The 15,965-nt window shown below is 72.9% G+C and carries 12 protein-coding genes; 9 read left to right on the top strand and 3 right to left on the bottom strand.

Annotated features, from left to right (window positions below; genetic code table 11):
- Both ABD979_RS13215 and ABD979_RS13210 read left to right on the top strand, forming a co-directional pair.
- Entirely contained in the window at positions 1–2,994 is a 2,994-nt protein-coding gene (locus tag ABD979_RS13215; protein ID WP_345507954.1) for an AAA family ATPase, read from the top strand.
- A gap of 110 nt (positions 2,995–3,104) precedes the next feature.
- Positions 3,105–3,485 carry a DUF1304 domain-containing protein gene (locus ABD979_RS13210; protein ID WP_345507953.1) on the top strand — a complete coding sequence of 127 codons (381 nt, stop codon included), beginning with the start codon at positions 3,105–3,107 and terminating at the stop codon, positions 3,483–3,485.
- Here ABD979_RS13210 and ABD979_RS13205 read toward each other — a convergent pair.
- Together ABD979_RS13205 and paaN are read right to left on the bottom strand one after the other, a co-directional pair.
- Complete coding sequence (locus tag ABD979_RS13205; protein WP_345507952.1) at positions 3,469–4,788, bottom strand: MFS transporter; 1,320 nt, start codon at positions 4,786–4,788, stop codon at positions 3,469–3,471. The two genes, ABD979_RS13210 and ABD979_RS13205, sit on opposite strands and share 17 nt — an antisense overlap.
- Before the next feature lie 5 nt (positions 4,789–4,793).
- A complete protein-coding gene (gene paaN, locus ABD979_RS13200) occupies positions 4,794–6,518 on the bottom strand; it encodes a phenylacetic acid degradation protein PaaN (RefSeq protein ID WP_345507951.1) in 1,725 nt (574 codons plus the stop codon).
- A gap of 105 nt (positions 6,519–6,623) precedes the next feature.
- On the opposite strand from paaN, the gene ABD979_RS13195 reads away from it, so the two are divergent.
- Together ABD979_RS13195 and paaI are read left to right on the top strand one after the other, a co-directional pair.
- Positions 6,624–7,898 carry a 3-hydroxyacyl-CoA dehydrogenase NAD-binding domain-containing protein gene (locus ABD979_RS13195; protein WP_345507950.1) on the top strand — a complete coding sequence of 425 codons (1,275 nt, stop codon included), beginning with the start codon at positions 6,624–6,626 and terminating at the stop codon, positions 7,896–7,898.
- Positions 7,895–8,308: a hydroxyphenylacetyl-CoA thioesterase PaaI gene (gene paaI, locus ABD979_RS13190; protein ID WP_345507949.1), complete on the top strand. Its 414-nt coding sequence runs from the start codon at positions 7,895–7,897 to the stop codon at positions 8,306–8,308. The genes ABD979_RS13195 and paaI overlap by 4 nt, the downstream gene beginning before the upstream one ends.
- Positions 8,309–8,512: 204 nt before the next feature.
- Here the strand turns inward: paaI and ABD979_RS13185 are convergent, their stop codons facing one another.
- The gene (locus tag ABD979_RS13185; protein WP_345507948.1) at positions 8,513–10,072 is read right to left on the bottom strand and encodes a DEAD/DEAH box helicase; all 1,560 of its coding nucleotides are present in this window, start codon (positions 10,070–10,072) and stop codon (positions 8,513–8,515) included.
- Positions 10,073–10,445: 373 nt separating this feature from the next.
- Between ABD979_RS13185 and ABD979_RS13180 the strand changes: the two genes are divergently transcribed.
- The 5 genes from ABD979_RS13180 (at position 10,446) to paaK (ending at position 15,938) form a co-directional block, all read left to right on the top strand.
- Positions 10,446–11,582, top strand: coding sequence for a ScyD/ScyE family protein (locus ABD979_RS13180; RefSeq protein ID WP_345507947.1), 1,137 nt, complete (start codon positions 10,446–10,448; stop codon positions 11,580–11,582).
- A gap of 175 nt (positions 11,583–11,757) precedes the next feature.
- Entirely contained in the window at positions 11,758–12,663 is a 906-nt protein-coding gene (locus ABD979_RS13175; RefSeq protein WP_345507946.1) for an ABC transporter substrate-binding protein, read from the top strand.
- 8 nt (positions 12,664–12,671) lie between these two features.
- Positions 12,672–13,616: an amino acid ABC transporter permease gene (locus ABD979_RS13170; protein ID WP_345507944.1), complete on the top strand. Its 945-nt coding sequence runs from the start codon at positions 12,672–12,674 to the stop codon at positions 13,614–13,616.
- A gap of 86 nt (positions 13,617–13,702) precedes the next feature.
- The gene (locus ABD979_RS13165) at positions 13,703–14,491 is read left to right on the top strand and encodes an amino acid ABC transporter ATP-binding protein (protein WP_345508078.1); all 789 of its coding nucleotides are present in this window, start codon (positions 13,703–13,705) and stop codon (positions 14,489–14,491) included.
- Positions 14,492–14,612: 121 nt separating this feature from the next.
- The gene (gene paaK / locus ABD979_RS13160; RefSeq protein WP_345507943.1) at positions 14,613–15,938 is read left to right on the top strand and encodes a phenylacetate--CoA ligase PaaK; all 1,326 of its coding nucleotides are present in this window, start codon (positions 14,613–14,615) and stop codon (positions 15,936–15,938) included.
- The last annotated feature ends 27 nt before the right edge of the window (positions 15,939–15,965 follow it).

Raw genomic sequence — 15,965 nt, 5'->3', positions numbered from 1 at the left:
ATGCAGCTGCACCACCTCTCGATGACGGCCATCGGGCCGTATGCCGGCACCGAGGTCATCGACTTCGCGACCGTCGGGCGCGCCGGCCTCTTCCTGCTCGAGGGCCCGACCGGTGCCGGCAAGTCGACGATCATCGACGCCATCACCTTCGGCCTCTACGGCAAGGTCGCGCAGGCCTCGGCCGACGTCGAGCGCATCCACTCCCACCACGCCGACCCGCGCACGGTGCCGGTCGTCGTGCTCGTCTTCGAGACGCAGTCGGGCCTCTACCGGGTGCAGCGCACGCCCCGTTTCGAGCGCCCGAAGTCGCGGGGCGCCGGCACCACGGTGCAGCAGCCGACGATCAAGCTCTGGCGGCTGCAGACCCCGGACGACCTCGTCGGCGGGGAGCTGCTGTCGACGAACATCGGCGACTGCGACGACGAGATCACCCGCGCGGTCGGGCTCACCCGCGACCAGTTCGTGCAGACCGTCATCCTCCCGCAGGGCGAGTTCGCGACCTTCCTCCGGGCGAAGTCGGAGGACAAGGGCAAGCTGCTCGAGAAGGTCTTCGGCACCGCCTTCTTCCGGCGCGTGCAGGACGAGATCGTCGAGGTGGGCCGCGCGGCCTCGGCGCGCCGCCAGTCCGCCGTCGACGAGATCCGCCTCGCCGTGCACGCCCTCGCGGTGTCGGCCGGCCTCGAGGCCGAGCGCCGCGACGTGCTCGAGGCCCTGAGCCGCACGGCCCCCGAGACGCTGACGGGCGAGCTCGCGCAGGTGGTCGACGAGCTGACGACACGTGAGCGGCACGCCGGCAAGGCCAGTCGGGAGGCCATCGAGACGCACAAGCAGATGGCCGACATGGTCAGCGACGCCCGGCTGCGCATGCAGCGGCGCGAGCGCCTCCTCCAGCTGCAGCAGCAGGAGCACGACCTCGGCAAGCAGGCGGTGCGCTTCGCCGAGCTCGCCGCTGAGGTCGACCGGGCCAAGCAGGCGCAGCCCGTGGCCGGCGCCGTGCGCACGCTCGCGCAGTCCGAGGGTCACCTGCGCGCGGCCGAGCGCGAGCTGCGACGCGCGCGCGACCTCGTCGAGGCCGGGTTGCGCGACCGCGGGCCGGCCGCCCTGCGCGAGTCCGCGGCCCAGGCGCGCGAGGTCGTCGGCTCGCTGGCCGGTGCCCTCGCGCTCGAGGCCGGCCTCGGGGCCCGCGGGGCCGAGCTCGTCCGCCTGCGCGCGCACCGCGACGACGTGGTGCGCTCGGCCGCCGCCGTGACGGCCGAGCTGGAGGCGCTCCCCGCGACGATCGCCGCCCACGACGAGGCCCTCACCGAGTCACGCCGGGTGGCTGCGCTCCGCGGGGGCCGGGCCGAGGAGGGCGAGCGCGCCCGGGCCCGCCTCGACGCGGCGCTCGCCCACGAGACCGCGGCGGCCAGGGTGCCGGTCGTGGAGGCGAGCGTGACCGACGCGCTCTCGAGCGTCGCGTCGGCCGAGACCTCGCTCGCCGGCCTGCGCCTGGCCCGCATCGACGGCATCGCCGGTGAGCTCGGCCTCTCCCTCGTGGGGGGCGAGCCCTGCCCCGTCTGCGGGTCGGCGGAGCACCCCTCCCCTGCGCGCCCGACCGACGACGCGGTCACCCCGGAGCAGATCGAGGCCGAGGAGACGCGCGTCATGGCCCTGCGGCAGCGCGCGACGCAGGCCGCCGAGTCGCTCGGCGCCCTGCGGTCGGAGGTGCGCGAGCTGGCGGCCCGGAGCGACGGGCTCGACGTCGAGACCGCCCGTGACCGCGCCGAGGTCGCCGCGCGCGAGCTCGCCGCCTCGGTGCAGGCCCAGGCCGACACCGAGAGCGGGGCACGGCGTCTCGCCGAGCTGCGTGACCGCGTCGACGCGCTCACGGCGCAGGCCGGCCTGCTCGGCGCCGACCTCGCCCGCACCGAGCAGGCCGTCACCGACCTCGCGGCCCGCCTCGCCGAGGAGACCGCGGCCGTCGACGCGGCCCGCGACGGGCACGAGAGCGTCACCGCCAGGCGCGACGCGCTCGTGCTGGCGGCTGCCCGCGTCGACGCGCTCATCGACGCCCTCGGCCGACGCGACGCGGCCGCTGCCGCGGTCGCCGAGGACACCGCGGCCCGGGACGCCGACCTCGCGCAGTTCGGCTTCGCCGACGTGGAGCAGTGGATGGCCGCCGACCGCGGCAGCGAGTGGATCCGGGCGCGCACCGAGGAGATCGCCGCGTTCGAGCGGGCCTGCACGCAGGTGCGGGCGGGCCTGACCGGCCCCGAGCTGGCCGACGTGCAGCTCGACGCGCTGTTCGACGACATCGAGCAGCTCGAGGCGCTCGCCGCGGCCGCGAAGAAGGAGATGGAGGCGGCGACGAACGAGCACGGCAGCCTGCGCGACCAGGTCACCCGGACGAAGCGCCGCGTGTCCGACCTGCGCGACGCGCTGGAGCGCAACGCGGCCGTCATCGCCGAGACCGCCGACGCCGTGCGCGTGGGTCAGCTCGTCGCCGGCAACGGCGACAACCAGCTCAACCTCGACCTCGCCAAGTACGTCCTCATCCGCCGCTTCACCGAGGTGCTCTCGGCCGCCAACACCGAGCTCGGCCGCTTCTCCGGCGGTCGCTACTCGCTCGAGCACACCGACGCGAAGAAGGGCAACGCGAAGTCCGGGCTCGGCGTGCGCGTGCACGACATGCACACCAACCAGGTGCGCGACGTGGGCACGCTCTCCGGCGGCGAGACCTTCTACGTCTCCCTGTCGCTCGCGCTCGCCCTCGCCGAAGTGGTCCGGGCCGAGTCGGGCGGGGTCGACCTCGGCACGCTCTTCGTCGACGAGGGCTTCGGCACCCTCGATCCCGACGTGCTCGACGACGTCATGCACACCCTCGAGGGGCTGCGCGAGGGCGGCCGCACGGTCGGCATCGTCAGCCACGTCTCCGAGCTCAAGTCCCGGGTGGCCGACCGCATCGAGGTGCTCGTCAAGCCGGACCGCACCTCGACCCTGCGCATCACCGCCTGACCCCCGCCCCACCCCCCGTCGAGAGGCCACCGTCTGCGGGTGCGTGCCCGTCGAGAGGCCACCGTCCGCGGGTGCGTGCCCGCCGGCTGACCGGGCCCTACGATCCGAGCATGAGCGTCGTCGCGAGCGTGTTCGTCGGTCTGGCCGCCCTGCTCCACGTCTACATCTTCTGGATGGAGAGCCTGGCCTGGACGCGACCCGAGATCTGGCGGCGCTTCGGCGTCGCCGACCAGGCCGCCGCCGACGTGACCCGGCCGATGGCGTACAACCAGGGCTTCTACAACCTCTTCCTCGGGCTCGGCGCCGCCCTGGGGGTCGTGCTCTGGTGGACCGGCCACCAGGAGGTCGGCAAGGCCCTGATGCTCTTCGGCACCGGGTCGATGGTCGCCGCGGCGACGGTGCTCGTCACGACCGGCCGCAGCTACCTGCGCGCCGCACTGTCACAGGGCACCGTCCCGCTCATCGGCTTCGTCCTCACCCTGGTCGCGTGACGCGGTCGCGGGCCGCGCCGACGACGAGGACGACGAGTCCGATGACCGCCGAGCCCGTGGCGAGCGCCGAGTAGCCGAGCGACCCGACGACGACGCCGGCCGCGACGCCCCCGCCGGCACCGGCAAGCCCCATGAGCACGTCCGCGAGTCCCTGCGTGGCCGGTCGCTCGTCGGTCGCGACGACCGAAGTCAGCAGCGTCGAGCCCGACACGAGCGTGCACGACCAGCCGACGCCGAGCAGGAAGAGGGCGACGAGGAGCAGGCCCGACCAGCCGGCGTGGGAGCGGGCCGCGAGCAGCGAGGCGAGCGTCAGCACGACCCCGCCCGTCATCGCGACCGGCGGCGCACCCCACCGGTCGACGGCGGCCCCGACGAGCGGCGACAGGGCGAACATCCCGAGGATGTGCACGGAGATGACGAAGCCGATGACCTCGAGCTCGGCGTGGCCGTGCTTCATGTGGATCGGTGTCATCACCATGACGCTCACCATGACGAGGTGCCCGAGCGCCATGACGAGGATCGCCTGCAGGGCGCGCGGGTTGCGGCGCACGACGGCGACGCCGCGACGCATCGAGCCGTCATGGTTCGGCGCGTCGGCCACCCCACCGGACGCCGGGTCGGCGACGAGGTCGGGTGCCGCCGCCCGCCGACTCCCCTCGCGGAGGGCGGCGTCGAGGGCCCGGGCCGTGAGCAGCGGGTCCGGCCGGAGCAGCCGGTCGACGACGAGCCACGCCGCCACGAACCCGACGAGGGAGAAGACGAACGTCCCGGCCAGCTCCGGCAGCCCCAGCGCGTGCGCGACGGCCTTTCCCGGCCCGACGAGGTTGGGGCCGGCGACGGAGCCGATCGTCGTGGCCCAGACGACGATCGACAGGTCACGCCCACGGCGCGCGGGCTCCGCGAGGTCGGCGGCGGCATACCTCGTCTGGTTGTTGGCGGTCGTGCCGCCACCGAAGAGGAACATGCCGACGACGAAGAGCGGGAACGAGCGCACGACCGCCGCGGTGAGCACGAGGGCCGCCCCCACGAACGCGACGGCGAGGCCCCAGCGGAGGCCCACGCGGCGCCCTCGGGCGGCCGTCGCCCGGGCGACCGGGATCGTCAGCAGCGCCGTGCCGAGCACCTGGGCGGTGGTGCCGACCCCGGCGAGGGCCTCGGTGCCGCTGAGGTCCTCGGCGAGGAGGGCGCCGACGGCGATCCCGCTCGCGAGGCCCACGCCGCTGAGCACCTGCGAGCCGACGAGCGTCCGGACGACCCTGCGCTGCAGGGTCGCCCGGTCGACGGAGGCGGGGGCGAGGACCACGGCCCTCAGACGTGCCGGCGCGACGTGATGACGCGGAAGCGGTTCGCGACGAAGGCGGCGTCGGTGTAGGCGGCGTTGGCGGCGGGGTTCGCGCCGGTGCCGTGGTAGTCCGAGAAGGCAGCCGTCTGGTTGACGAAGACCTGGCCGGTGAGGTTCTCCGAGAGGGCGACCCCGCCCTCGGCCGCGGCGTCGCGGGCGGCGTCGAGCACGGCCTCGTCGGAGGAGTAGACGGCGGCGGTCATGGCGCCGTGCTCGCGCACCGTGTCGGCGAGCTGGGCCAGCGACTGCTCGGTCGAGCTCGTGCGGATGAGGAAGCCGACGGGCCCGAAGCACTCCTCGGTGTAGACGTCCTCGCGGGCGACGTCGAGCGCCACGAGGCCCGGCGCGCGCACGACGGCGTCGGCCCACGTGGGGTGGGGCACCCGGCGCGACTCCAGCACGACCCGGCCGTCGGCGCCCGCGGCGAGCGACGCGAGCGACTCGGCGTTGTTGCGCACCTGGTCGTTGACGGTGGCACCGAGCAGCTCGACCGCCTTGGCGTCGTCGCCGGTGAGCCGGCCGACGGCCCCGGCGAGCCGGTCGCCGAACTCGTCGAAGCTCAGGTGGCCCTCGTCGGTCTCGATGCCGCCCTCGGGCACGTAGACGTTCTGCGGCGCCGTGCACATCTGGCCGGAGTAGAGCGTCAGGCTGAAGGCGAGGTTGCCGAGCAGCCCGCGCAGGTCGTCGGTCGAGTCGACGACGACGGAGTTGAGGCCGGCCTTCTCGGTGTAGACGAGCTTGCCGTGCGCGGCCGCCGACTCCTCGAGCCACGCGCCGAAGCCCGGGCCACCCGTGTAGTCGATGATCGCGACCTCGTCACGCTCGGCGAGGGCCTTGGCCAGGCCCTGCCCGTCGGCCTCGGCGGCGAGCTGCACGAGGGCGGGGTCGAAGCCGGCCTCCGCGAGCACCTCGCGGGCGACCTCGACCGAGATCGCGAGCGGGAGCACGGCCCGCGGGTGCGGCTTGACGACGACGGCGTTGCCGGTGACGAGCGAGGCGAAGATGCCGGGGTAGGCGTTCCAGGTCGGGAACGTGTTGCAGCCGATGACGAGCGCGACGCCGCGCGGCACGAGGCGGTAGTCCTTCTGCACGCGCGTCGGCGCCGGGTTGCCCTCGCGGTCCCGGCCCGGCTTCTCCCACACGACGGACGTCGGCACCCGCTCCTGCTCGACGAGCCCGGCGGCGACGGCCTCGAGGGCGCGGTCCTGCGCGTGCGGGCCGCCCGCCTGGAACGACATGACGAAGGGCTGCCCCGACGTGTGCATGACGGCGTTGGCGAGCTCGAAGCTGCGGCGGTTGATCCGGTCGACGATCTCGACGCAGACGGCGGCCCGCAGCTGCGGGCCCGCGTCGCGCCAGGCCGGCATCGCCGCGCGCGCCGCCGCCAGGCCGGCGTCGACGTCGAGCGCCGGGTAGGTGACCCCGAGCGTCGGCCCGTAGGGCGAGACCTCGCTGCCCACGACGGTGCCGTCGGTCGGCTGACCCGACAGGGCGGCATACGGGCGGCCGAGGTGCGCCTCGTGCGCGGCGAGCCCGCCGGCGGCGGCACTCTCGCCGTAGACGCGCGGGCTGGGCGACTCGGGGTAGCGGGAGAACCAGCCGCGGCTCGCCAGGGCCTGACGGATCTCGTCGAGGACTCCCGCGTGCGCGTCGAGCAGGGGGTGGGTGGGCGTCGTTGCCGGTGCAGTCACGGGTCGATGCTAGCCCCGGCGCCACACGCCGCCGTATGCCGTCGGGTGCCCTCCCGTGACCGCCCGCCGCGCGCCCGGGGCGGGCGAGGCGGCAGGATGGCCGGCATGGACACGGACGTCACCGAGCCCGACCGCACGCCGCTCGACCGCACGCCGACCGACCGGCCAGACCGGTCGGAACGCACCGAGGCCGGCTCCGGCACGGCGTCGGCGTTCGGCTCCGTCGGCGTCGTCGGGGCCGGGGCCATGGGCGCCGGCATCGCGCAGGTGGCGGCGCGCGCCGGCCACGCCGTGACGCTCGTCGACGCCGTGCCGGGGGCGGCCGAGCGGGCCGTCGAGGGCGTCGGCGCGGCCCTGCGCCGGCTCGTCGACAAGGGACGGCTCGGGGCCGACGAGGCGGATGCCGTGCTCATGCGGATCACCCCGGCGGGGTCGCTCGACGCGCTGCCCGAGTGCGGTCTCGTCATCGAGGCCGTGCCGGAGGACCTCGACCTCAAGCGCCGGATCTTCGCCGACCTCGCCGACCTCCAGCCCGCGACGACGGTGCTCGCGACGAACACGTCGAGCATCGACATCGACGCGATCGCCGACGAGGTCGCCGAGCCCGAGCGGGTGCTCGGGCTGCACTTCTTCAACCCGCCGCCGGTCATGGCGCTGGTCGAGGTCGTGCACGGCACGCGGACGGCACGTGCCTTCGTCGAGCACGCCACGATGCTCATGAGGGCCTGGGGCAAGACCCCGGTGCGGTGCAGCTCGACGCCGGGCTTCATCGTCAACCGCGTGGCGCGGCCCTTCTACGGCGAGGCGCAGCGCATCGTCGAGAGCGGTGTCGCCGACCCCGCGACGGTCGACTGGATCCTGCGCGAGCGCGGCGGCTTCCCGATGGGGCCGTTCGAGTTGACCGACTTCATCGGGCAGGACGTCAACCTCGCCGTCGGCACCTCCGTCTGGGAGCAGACCGGGCACGACGAGCGGTACGCGCCGACGCAGCTGCAGCGCGAGCTCGTCTCCCGCGGCCGGCTCGGGCGCAAGTCCGGTGCCGGCGTCTACGACTATGCCGACGGCGCGGCGGTCGGCGCCGAGCCGGACCTCGACCTCGCCGCGCGGCTCGTCGGCGGCCCGGTCGAGACCGACCCCCTCGCGCGCACGCTGGCGATGCTCGTCAACGAGGCCGTCGACCTCGTCGCGCGCGGCGAGGCGAGCGTCGAGGACGTCGACACGGCGATGCGGCTCGGCACCCGCTACCCGCGCGGCCCCGTCGAGTGGGGGCGCGAGATCGGCTTCGACGTCGTGGCGCGCCAGCTCACCGAGCTCGACGCCGCCTTCCCGGGCGGCCGCTACCGCCCGAGCCCTGCCCTCACCGACGGGAGCCTCGGGTGAGCGACGGGATCGCCTTCGCGCGCCGGATGTGGGCCGACGACGCAGCCTCGCGCGGCCTCGGCATGGAGGCGACGACGATCGAGGGCGACCACGCCGTCGTGACGATGACGGTGCGCGACGACATGGTCAACGGCCACGGCATCTGCCACGGCGGCATCGTCTTCACCCTGGCGGACTCGTGCTTCGCGCTGGCCTGCAACTCGCAGGGGCGCCTCACGGTGGCCGCGGGGGCCGACGTCTCGTTCACCGCGCCGGCACGGCTCGGCGACGTGCTCGTCGCCGAGGGCCGGGTGCGATCGACCTCCGGGCGCAGCGGCATCACCGACGTCACGGTGACGCGGGCGGCCGACGGTCAGGTCGTCGCCGAGTTCCGCGGCCGGAGCCGCACCCTCCCGGATCCGCGACCCTGACCCTCCCCAGCCCCTCCTCACACCGTCGAGAGGCCACGTTTCGTGGGTCTCACACCGTCGAGAGGCCAGAGCGTGCGGGTCTCACACCGTCGAGAGGCCGATGTTCGTGCCGGCCAGTCTTGACCCCTCGACCCGCAGGAACCCACAAGCTCTGGCCTCTCGACGGGTGAGGGGGCGCAAACGGTGGCCTCTCGACGGTGGGGGTCAGCGGGAGCGGCGGCCGCCGGCACGCGTGCCGGCGGAGAACGACGCGGCGCTGCCGCCACTGCTCGTGGAGTAGACCGTGGCCGAGCCGCCGCGGCGGGCGCCGCCCGAGCGGGCACCGCCCTGGCTGCTGCCCGAGGCCGAACCGGCGGACTGGCCACCCGCACCCTGGCCCGCGCGACCCCGGCCGGAGCCACGGCCGCCGGCGCGGCCGGCACCAGCACCCGCACCACGACCACCGGCAGCACCGGCACCCGCGGCGCCGCCGCTGCGGCCACGACCGCGACCACGGCCCCCGGCCGCGCCACCGCCACCGTTGCCGCCACCGTTGCCGCCACGACCGCCGCCGGCACCCGCGGGTGCCTCCTCGCGGACGAGGCCGCCGGCGTACGACCGGTCGCCGGGGGCGAGCTCGGTCAGCAGCGGGTGGCCGAGCTGGACGCGCGTGGTCGTCGGCTTGATGCCGGCCTTGCGGGTCAGGTCGCGCACGTCGCGGACCTGCTCGTCGAGCATCATCGTGACGACGGTGCCGTCGTTGCCGGCACGCGCGGTGCGACCCGAGCGGTGCAGGTACGCCTTGTGCTCGACCGGCGGGTCGGCGTGGATGACGAGCGCGACGTCGTCGACGTGGATGCCGCGGGCGGCGATGTCGGTGGCGACGAGGGTCTGCGCGCGGCCCGAGTGGAAGTCGTCCATGTTGCGCGTGCGCGCACCCTGGCTGAGGTTGCCGTGCAGCTCGACGGCCGGCACGCCGGAGGCGTTGAGCTGCTTGGCGAGCTTCTTGGCGCGGTGCTTGGTGCGCGTGAAGACCACCTTGCGGCCGGGGGCCGCGGTGAGGTCGAGGATGACCGGCAGGTGCGAGCCGTTGTCGACGTGGAGCACGTGGTGGCTCATCGTCGAGACCGGCGACTGAGCCGAATCCGCCTCGTGCGTCACGGGATCGGTGAGGAAGCGCTTGACGAGGACGTTGATCGCGCCGTCGAGCGTGGCCGAGAAGAGCAGGCGCTGGCTGTCGCGCGGCGTCTTCTCCATGATCCGGCGGACGCCGGGGAGGAAGCCGAGGTCGGCCATGTGGTCGGCCTCGTCGAGGATCGTGATCTCGACGGCGTCGAGGAAGACGTGGCCCTGCTGCATGAGGTCCTCGAGGCGGCCGGGGCAGGCGACGATGACGTCGACACCCGCGCGCAGGCCCTGGACCTGCGGGTTCTGGCCGACGCCACCGAAGATCGTCTGAGACGTCAGGCCCAGGGCCTTCGCGAGCGGCGCCATGGCCGTGTCGATCTGGGTGACGAGCTCACGCGTCGGCGCGAGGATGAGGGCGCGCGGCCGGCGGGCCTGTCGGCGACCACCGGACTGCGACAGGCGGGTCAGCAGCGGGAGGAGGAAGGCATACGTCTTGCCCGATCCGGTGCGTCCGCGGCCGAGCACGTCGCGACCCGCGACGGAGTCGGGCAGCGTGGCGGCCTGGATGGGGGTGGGCGTCGTGATGCCGAGCCCGTCGAGGATGTCGACGAGGCGGGCGGGCACGCCCAGGGCGGCAAAGGTCGTGTCAGTGGACACAGGCGAACTCCAAGTACGTGGAAGAGGTCGTTCTGCCCGGCGCGAGCCCGATCGGCTGTGGACGGGGTCGCGGCGCAAGAGCGAATCGACGGGGTCGGCGTGAGAAGCCGGACCAGAAGAAGCGGCCCGAGGCAGAACTGGGCGGGCCGCTACCCCCACCCTACCGGACCGTCTCCGAAACCCCACATCGGCCCGGCCCGCAGGAATCTTCTTCGTCTTTGCGGACAGACGGGGTAAATCCCGCGGTTGACGTGCAGAAATGACGTGACGCGCGTCACAGCCGTCCCTACCGTCGGAACAGGCGCCCGACGGGTGCCGCCGGGGTGCGAGGGAGGTCGGGGAGCCCCGAATCGTCAACAGGGAGAAGACGCACATGAGCAGGAGACTCCGCACCACCACCGCTGTCGTGGCCGCCTGCGCCACGGCGGCCCTCGGACTCACGACCGCCGTGGGCGCGTCGGCGTCCACGTCGAGGGCCGCCACCGCGGCCGCGACGAAGGCCTGGTCGCAGACGCTGGACGACACGGTCGGGGCGCCCTTCGCCATCGCCCTCGCCAAGGGCGACGTCTGGTACACGGACGGCGCCGCCAGCACCGTCAACCGGATCCACCACGGCAAGAGCATGGTGGTGGCGCACGGCCCGATGCCGGGCGAGGTCGCCGGGCTCGCTGCGAGCGCCGACGGGAAGTCCTACGCCTACACGACGACCGACTACTCGAACGGCGCGACGACGCTGACCATCCGCACCGCGGGCAAGGCGCCGGTCGTCGCCGACCTCAGCACCTACGAGCAGCGCCACAACCCCGACGGCTGGCGCACCTACGGGATCGTCAAGAACGAGAGCAGCGACCCGCAGTGCGCACGTGACGTCCTCGGCGGCCTGACCGGCGGTGAGGCGACGTACAAGGGCGGCATCGACTCCCACCCGTATGCCGTCGCCTCCCTCGGCAATGGCGCGTGGGCCGTCGCCGACGCGGGCGGCAACGACATCCTCAAGGTCGACCGGCACGGGAGGATCTCGGTGATCGCCGTGCTGCCGCCCCAGCCCATCATGCTGACGACCGAGATGGTCACGGCCGCGGGCCTGCCGCCGTGCGTGGCCGGCGTCACCTACGCGTTCGAGCCGGTGCCCACCGACGTCGAGCGCGGCGAGCGCGGCATGCTCTGGGTCTCCACGCTGCCGGGCGGGCCGGAGGACCCGAGCCTCGGGGCCCGCGGCTCGGTCTACATGGTGAACCCGTGGAACCACTCGTCGACGCGGCGCGCCACGGGCTTCCTCGGCGCGACGGACCTCGCACTCGGCTCGCACGGGGCCATCTACGTCACCGAGCTGTTCGCCGGCAAGGTCTCGAAGCTGCAGAACGGCCGGATCACGACCGCGGCCGAGATCAGCTCGCCACTGTCGGTGGAGGCCTGGGGCGGCTACCTCTACGTCGGCTCGATGGGACAGATCGACCAGCAGACGGGTGAGGTGAAGAGCCCCGGCGCCATCACGAAGATCCGCCCCTGAACGAGGGGCACGAACGGCCACGGCACCCCGGTCGAGACCGGGGTGCCGTGTCGTGCCTAACGGTTCGGTCGCAGCCCTGCGCGGCGCCGATGAAAGGTGGCAGTATCGGCGGATCAGCCGGGGCGCCGTCGCGCCGTCCCGCCAGACCGCCCAAGCACGTTCGGAAGGACCCTTCATGCGTCGCCTGTCCCTCATCGCCGTGACCGGCATCGTGGCCACCGGCCTCAGCCTGTCCGCCTGCGGCTCCGACTCGTTGTCGACCAACCCGGGGTCGGGCGGCAGCACGCCGGCCGGCAGCTCGGCCGGAGGCGGCGTCGACCAGGCCCTCGCCGCGAAGGTCCCCGCCAAGCTCAAGTCCGCCGGCAAGATCGTCGTCGGCACCGACCCGACCTACGCCCCCAACGAGATGCTCGCCGGCGACGGCAAGACGGTCGAGGGCTTCGACGTCGCCGTCTTCGACGCCGTGGCGGCCAAGCTCGGCCTCAAGACCGAGTACGTCCCGGCCGGCTTCGGCACCATCATCCTCGGTGTGACGAGCGGCAAGTACGACGTCGGCGTCTCGAGCTTCACCATCAACCCGGACCGCAAGAAGCAGGTCAACATGGTGAGCTACTACAGCGCCGGCACCCAGTGGGTCGTCGCCAAGGGCAACCCCGAGAAGGTCAACATGGACGACGTCTGCGGCAAGAGCGTCGGCGCCCAGAAGGACACCGTCCAGGCCGAGGACCTCGCGGCCCGCAGCAAGAAGTGCACGGAGGCCGGCAAGCCCGCCATCACCCAGGTCATCCAGACCGGCCAGGACCAGGTGACCGCCGACGTCGCGAGCGGCAAGACCGTCGCGATGCTCGCCGACTCCCCGGTCGGCCTCTACGCCGTCAAGCAGACCGGCACGCTCGAGGCCCTCGGCGACATCTACGACTCGGCGCCCTACGGCTACGTCATCCCGAAGGACCAGACCGACTTCGCGAACCTCGTCGTCGACGCCCTCAAGGCGGCCAAGGCCGACGGCAGCTACGAGGCCGCCCTCAAGAAGTACTCCGTCGAGGCCGGCGCCATCGACAACTTCGCCGTCAACCCCTGAGCGTCGCGATGACCGACACGACGTCAGAACGGCCGGGCGTCATCGACGCCCGGCCGGTGCGGCACCCCGGCCGGTGGGTCGCCCTCGCCGTGATCCTCGTGCTCATCGGCATGATGGTCAGCTCGTTCGTCACGAACGAGCGGTGGAACTTCCCCAAGGCGCTCGAGATCATGCAGCAGACGCCGGTGCTCGAAGGCCTGTGGAAGGGCACGATCATCGGCACCGTCGGGTCCATGATCATCGGCATCGTCGGCGGCGTGATCATCGCCGTGCTGCGCCTCTCGGACAACCCGATCCTGCGGGGCGTCTCGTTCGTCTACACGTGGTTCTTCCGCGGCATCCCCCGCCTCGTCCTGCTCGCCATGATCGGCAGCGGAGTCGGTTTCCTCTACAACAGGATCGACTTCGGCGTGCCCTTCGGGCAGCAGCTGGCCTCGTTCATGGGGCTGTCGAGCGACTTCACGTTCTTCACCCTCAACGTCAACCAGTTCTCGAGCACGCTGCTCGCCGGCATCATCGGCCTCGGGCTGTCCGAGGCCGCCTACATGGCCGAGATCGCCCGCGCCGGCATCCTGTCGGTCGACAAGGGCCAGGCCGAGGCGGCTGCCGCGCTCGGCATGAACCGCGGTCAGGCGATGCGCCGGGTCGTGCTCCCCCAGGCGATGCGCGTCATCGTGCCGCCGACCGGCAACGAGACGATCGCCATGGTCAAGGACACCTCGCTGCTCTCGGCGATCCCGGTCATCACCGAGCTCTTCTACCAGACGAGCGCCATCGGCAACCGGACGCTGCTCATCATGCCGGCGTTCGTCGCCGTCACCGCGTGGTACCTCATCGTCGGCTCGGTCCTCATGGTCGGGCAGTACTTCCTCGAGCGGCGCTTCGGCCGTGGCTTCGGCACCGGGGCACCCACCAAGCGCTTCGCGCGCCCGGCCGGGGCGGGAGGCGCCTGATGACTGAACACGTCGCGAACAACACGACGACGCATACGGGATCGTCTGCAGCACAGGCGGCCCCGCTCGTGCACGCCGTCAACGTCATGAAGAGCTTCCATGGCAACGAGGTGCTCAAGGGCATCGACCTCGACGTGCGTCGCGGTCAGGTCGTCTGCCTGCTCGGCCCCTCCGGCTCGGGCAAGACGACGTTCCTGCGCTGCATCAACCAGCTCGAGTCCATCGACGGCGGTCGCATCTGGGTGGACGGCGACCTCGTCGGCTTCCGCGAGAAGGAGGGCCACCTGCACCACCTCACCGACAAGGAGGTGGCGGCCCAGCGTCGCGACATCGGCATGGTGTTCCAGCGCTTCAACCTCTTCCCGCACATGACGGCCCTCGAGAACGTCTGCGAGGCCCCGATCCAGGTCAAGGGGACCAACAAGAAGGCGGCGCGCGCGCGTGCCGTCCAGCTGCTCGAGCAGGTCGGTCTGGGCGACAAGCCGTCGGCCTACCCGGCGCAGCTCTCCGGCGGGCAGCAGCAGCGCGTCGCCATCGCGCGGGCGCTCGCCATGGACCCCAAGCTGATGCTCTTCGACGAGCCCACCTCGGCGCTCGACCCCGAGCTCGTCGGCGAGGTGCTGCGGGTCATGCGCGACCTCGCCGACCAGGGCATGACGATGATCGTCGTCACGCACGAGATGGGGTTCGCCCGCGACGTCGCCGACCACGTCGTCTTCATGGACGGTGGCGTCGTCGTCGAGCAGGGCAAGCCGCGTGACGTGCTCGGCAACCCCCAGCACCAGCGCACGAAGTCGTTCCTCCAGCGGATGCGCACCGAGGACGCCGAGGACGCGCAGGACGCCAGGGACGCCAAGGACGCACCCCCGGCCTGAGCGCCACCGCACCATCCCGAGAGGCCACGTCGTGACGCACGGCGTGGCCTCTCGACGTGAGCGCACCCGCACCAACTGGCCTCTCGACGTGGGAGAGAGGTGGGTGGGCACAATGGCGGGCATGACGACGGAGTCAGCGCCACCCCAGCGACGCAGCGACCTTCCCGACCACGAGATCCCGACGATGTCGGTCGACGAGCTGCGCGCCACGCAGCTCAAGCGGCTCCGGCGGACGGTGCGGACGGCATACGAGCACGTGCCGCACTACCGCGAGGCCTTCACCGCGGCCGGCGCCCACCCCGACGACCTCCAGACGCTCAGTGACCTCGCGCGTATGCCGTTCACGACGAAGGCGGACCTGCGGGCCAACTACCCGTTCGGCATGTTCGCGGTGCCGCGCGAGCAGGTGGTGCGTGTGCACGCGAGCTCCGGCACGACGGGCCGCCCGACCGTCGTCGGCTACACGAAGCGCGACATCGACACGTGGGCCGACCTCATGGCCCGCTCGATCCGCCTCGCCGGTGGGCACCCGGGCGACATCGTGCACGTCGCCTACGGCTACGGCCTCTTCACCGGCGGGCTGGGAGCGCACTACGGCGTCGAACGCCTGGGCGCGACCGTCGTGCCGGTCAGCGGCGGCATGACCGAGCGGCAGGTGCAGCTCATCTCGGACTTCGGCCCGCGCGTCATCATGGTGACGCCGTCCTACTTCCTCAGCCTGCTCGACGAGATGGAGCGCGAGGGCATCGACCCGGCGTCGACGAGCCTGCAGGTCGGCATCTTCGGGGCCGAGCCGTGGACCGAGGCGATGCGCCAGGAGATCGAGCGCCGCACCGGCATGGACGCCGTCGACATCTACGGCCTGTCGGAGGTGATGGGCCCCGGCGTCGCCCAGGAGGCCGCGACGACGAAGGACGGCCTGCACCTCTGGGAGGACCACTTCTACCCCGAGGTCATCGACCCCGTCACCGAGGAGGTGCTGCCCGACGGCGAGGTCGGCGAGCTCGTCCTCACCTCGCTGTCGAAGGAGGCGATGCCGGTCATCCGCTACCGCACGCGCGACCTGACCCGCCTGCTGCCGGGCACCGCGGTGCCCTCGATGCGCCGGATGGAGAAGGTGACCGGCCGCACCGACGACATGATGATCATCCGCGGCGTCAACGTCTTCCCGACGCAGATCGAGGAGCACGTGCTCGCCGAGCCGCGCCTGTCGCCGTACTTCCAGTGCGTGCTGACCCAGCCGGGCCGGATGGTCGAGCTGACCGTGCTCGTCGAGCCGCTCGAACGCCTCGACGCGGGCGCCGCCGACGAGATCGCGCGCACCCTGCAGCACGCGATCAAGACGCACGTCGGCACGACCTGCCGGGTGCAGGTGCGCGAGCCCGGGTCGATCGAGCGCTCGATCGGCAAGGCCCGCCGCATCGTCGACGAACGCCCGCGCCCCTAGTCCCGGCGACCGGGCCCCTCCGCCCGA

The organism is Terrabacter aeriphilus (assembly GCF_039542985.1).
Classification (GTDB): Bacteria; Actinomycetota; Actinomycetes; order Actinomycetales; family Dermatophilaceae; genus Terrabacter; species Terrabacter aeriphilus.
This window is presented reverse-complemented; position numbering and strand designations above follow the sequence as displayed.

Bases quoted from the DNA above. Each gene is read 5' to 3' on its own strand.
- ABD979_RS13215 (WP_345507954.1), top strand. From the start codon at position 1: ATGCAGCTGCACCACCTCTCGATGACGGCCATCGGGCCGTATGCCGGC.
- ABD979_RS13210 (WP_345507953.1), top strand. From the start codon at position 3,105: ATGAGCGTCGTCGCGAGCGTGTTCGTCGGTCTGGCCGCCCTGCTCCAC.
- ABD979_RS13195 (WP_345507950.1), top strand. From the start codon at position 6,624: ATGGACACGGACGTCACCGAGCCCGACCGCACGCCGCTCGACCGCACG.
- ABD979_RS13180 (WP_345507947.1), top strand. From the start codon at position 10,446: ATGAGCAGGAGACTCCGCACCACCACCGCTGTCGTGGCCGCCTGCGCC.
- ABD979_RS13175 (WP_345507946.1), top strand. From the start codon at position 11,758: ATGCGTCGCCTGTCCCTCATCGCCGTGACCGGCATCGTGGCCACCGGC.
- ABD979_RS13170 (WP_345507944.1), top strand. From the start codon at position 12,672: ATGACCGACACGACGTCAGAACGGCCGGGCGTCATCGACGCCCGGCCG.
- ABD979_RS13165 (WP_345508078.1), top strand. From the start codon at position 13,703: ATGAAGAGCTTCCATGGCAACGAGGTGCTCAAGGGCATCGACCTCGAC.
- paaK (WP_345507943.1), top strand. From the start codon at position 14,613: ATGACGACGGAGTCAGCGCCACCCCAGCGACGCAGCGACCTTCCCGAC.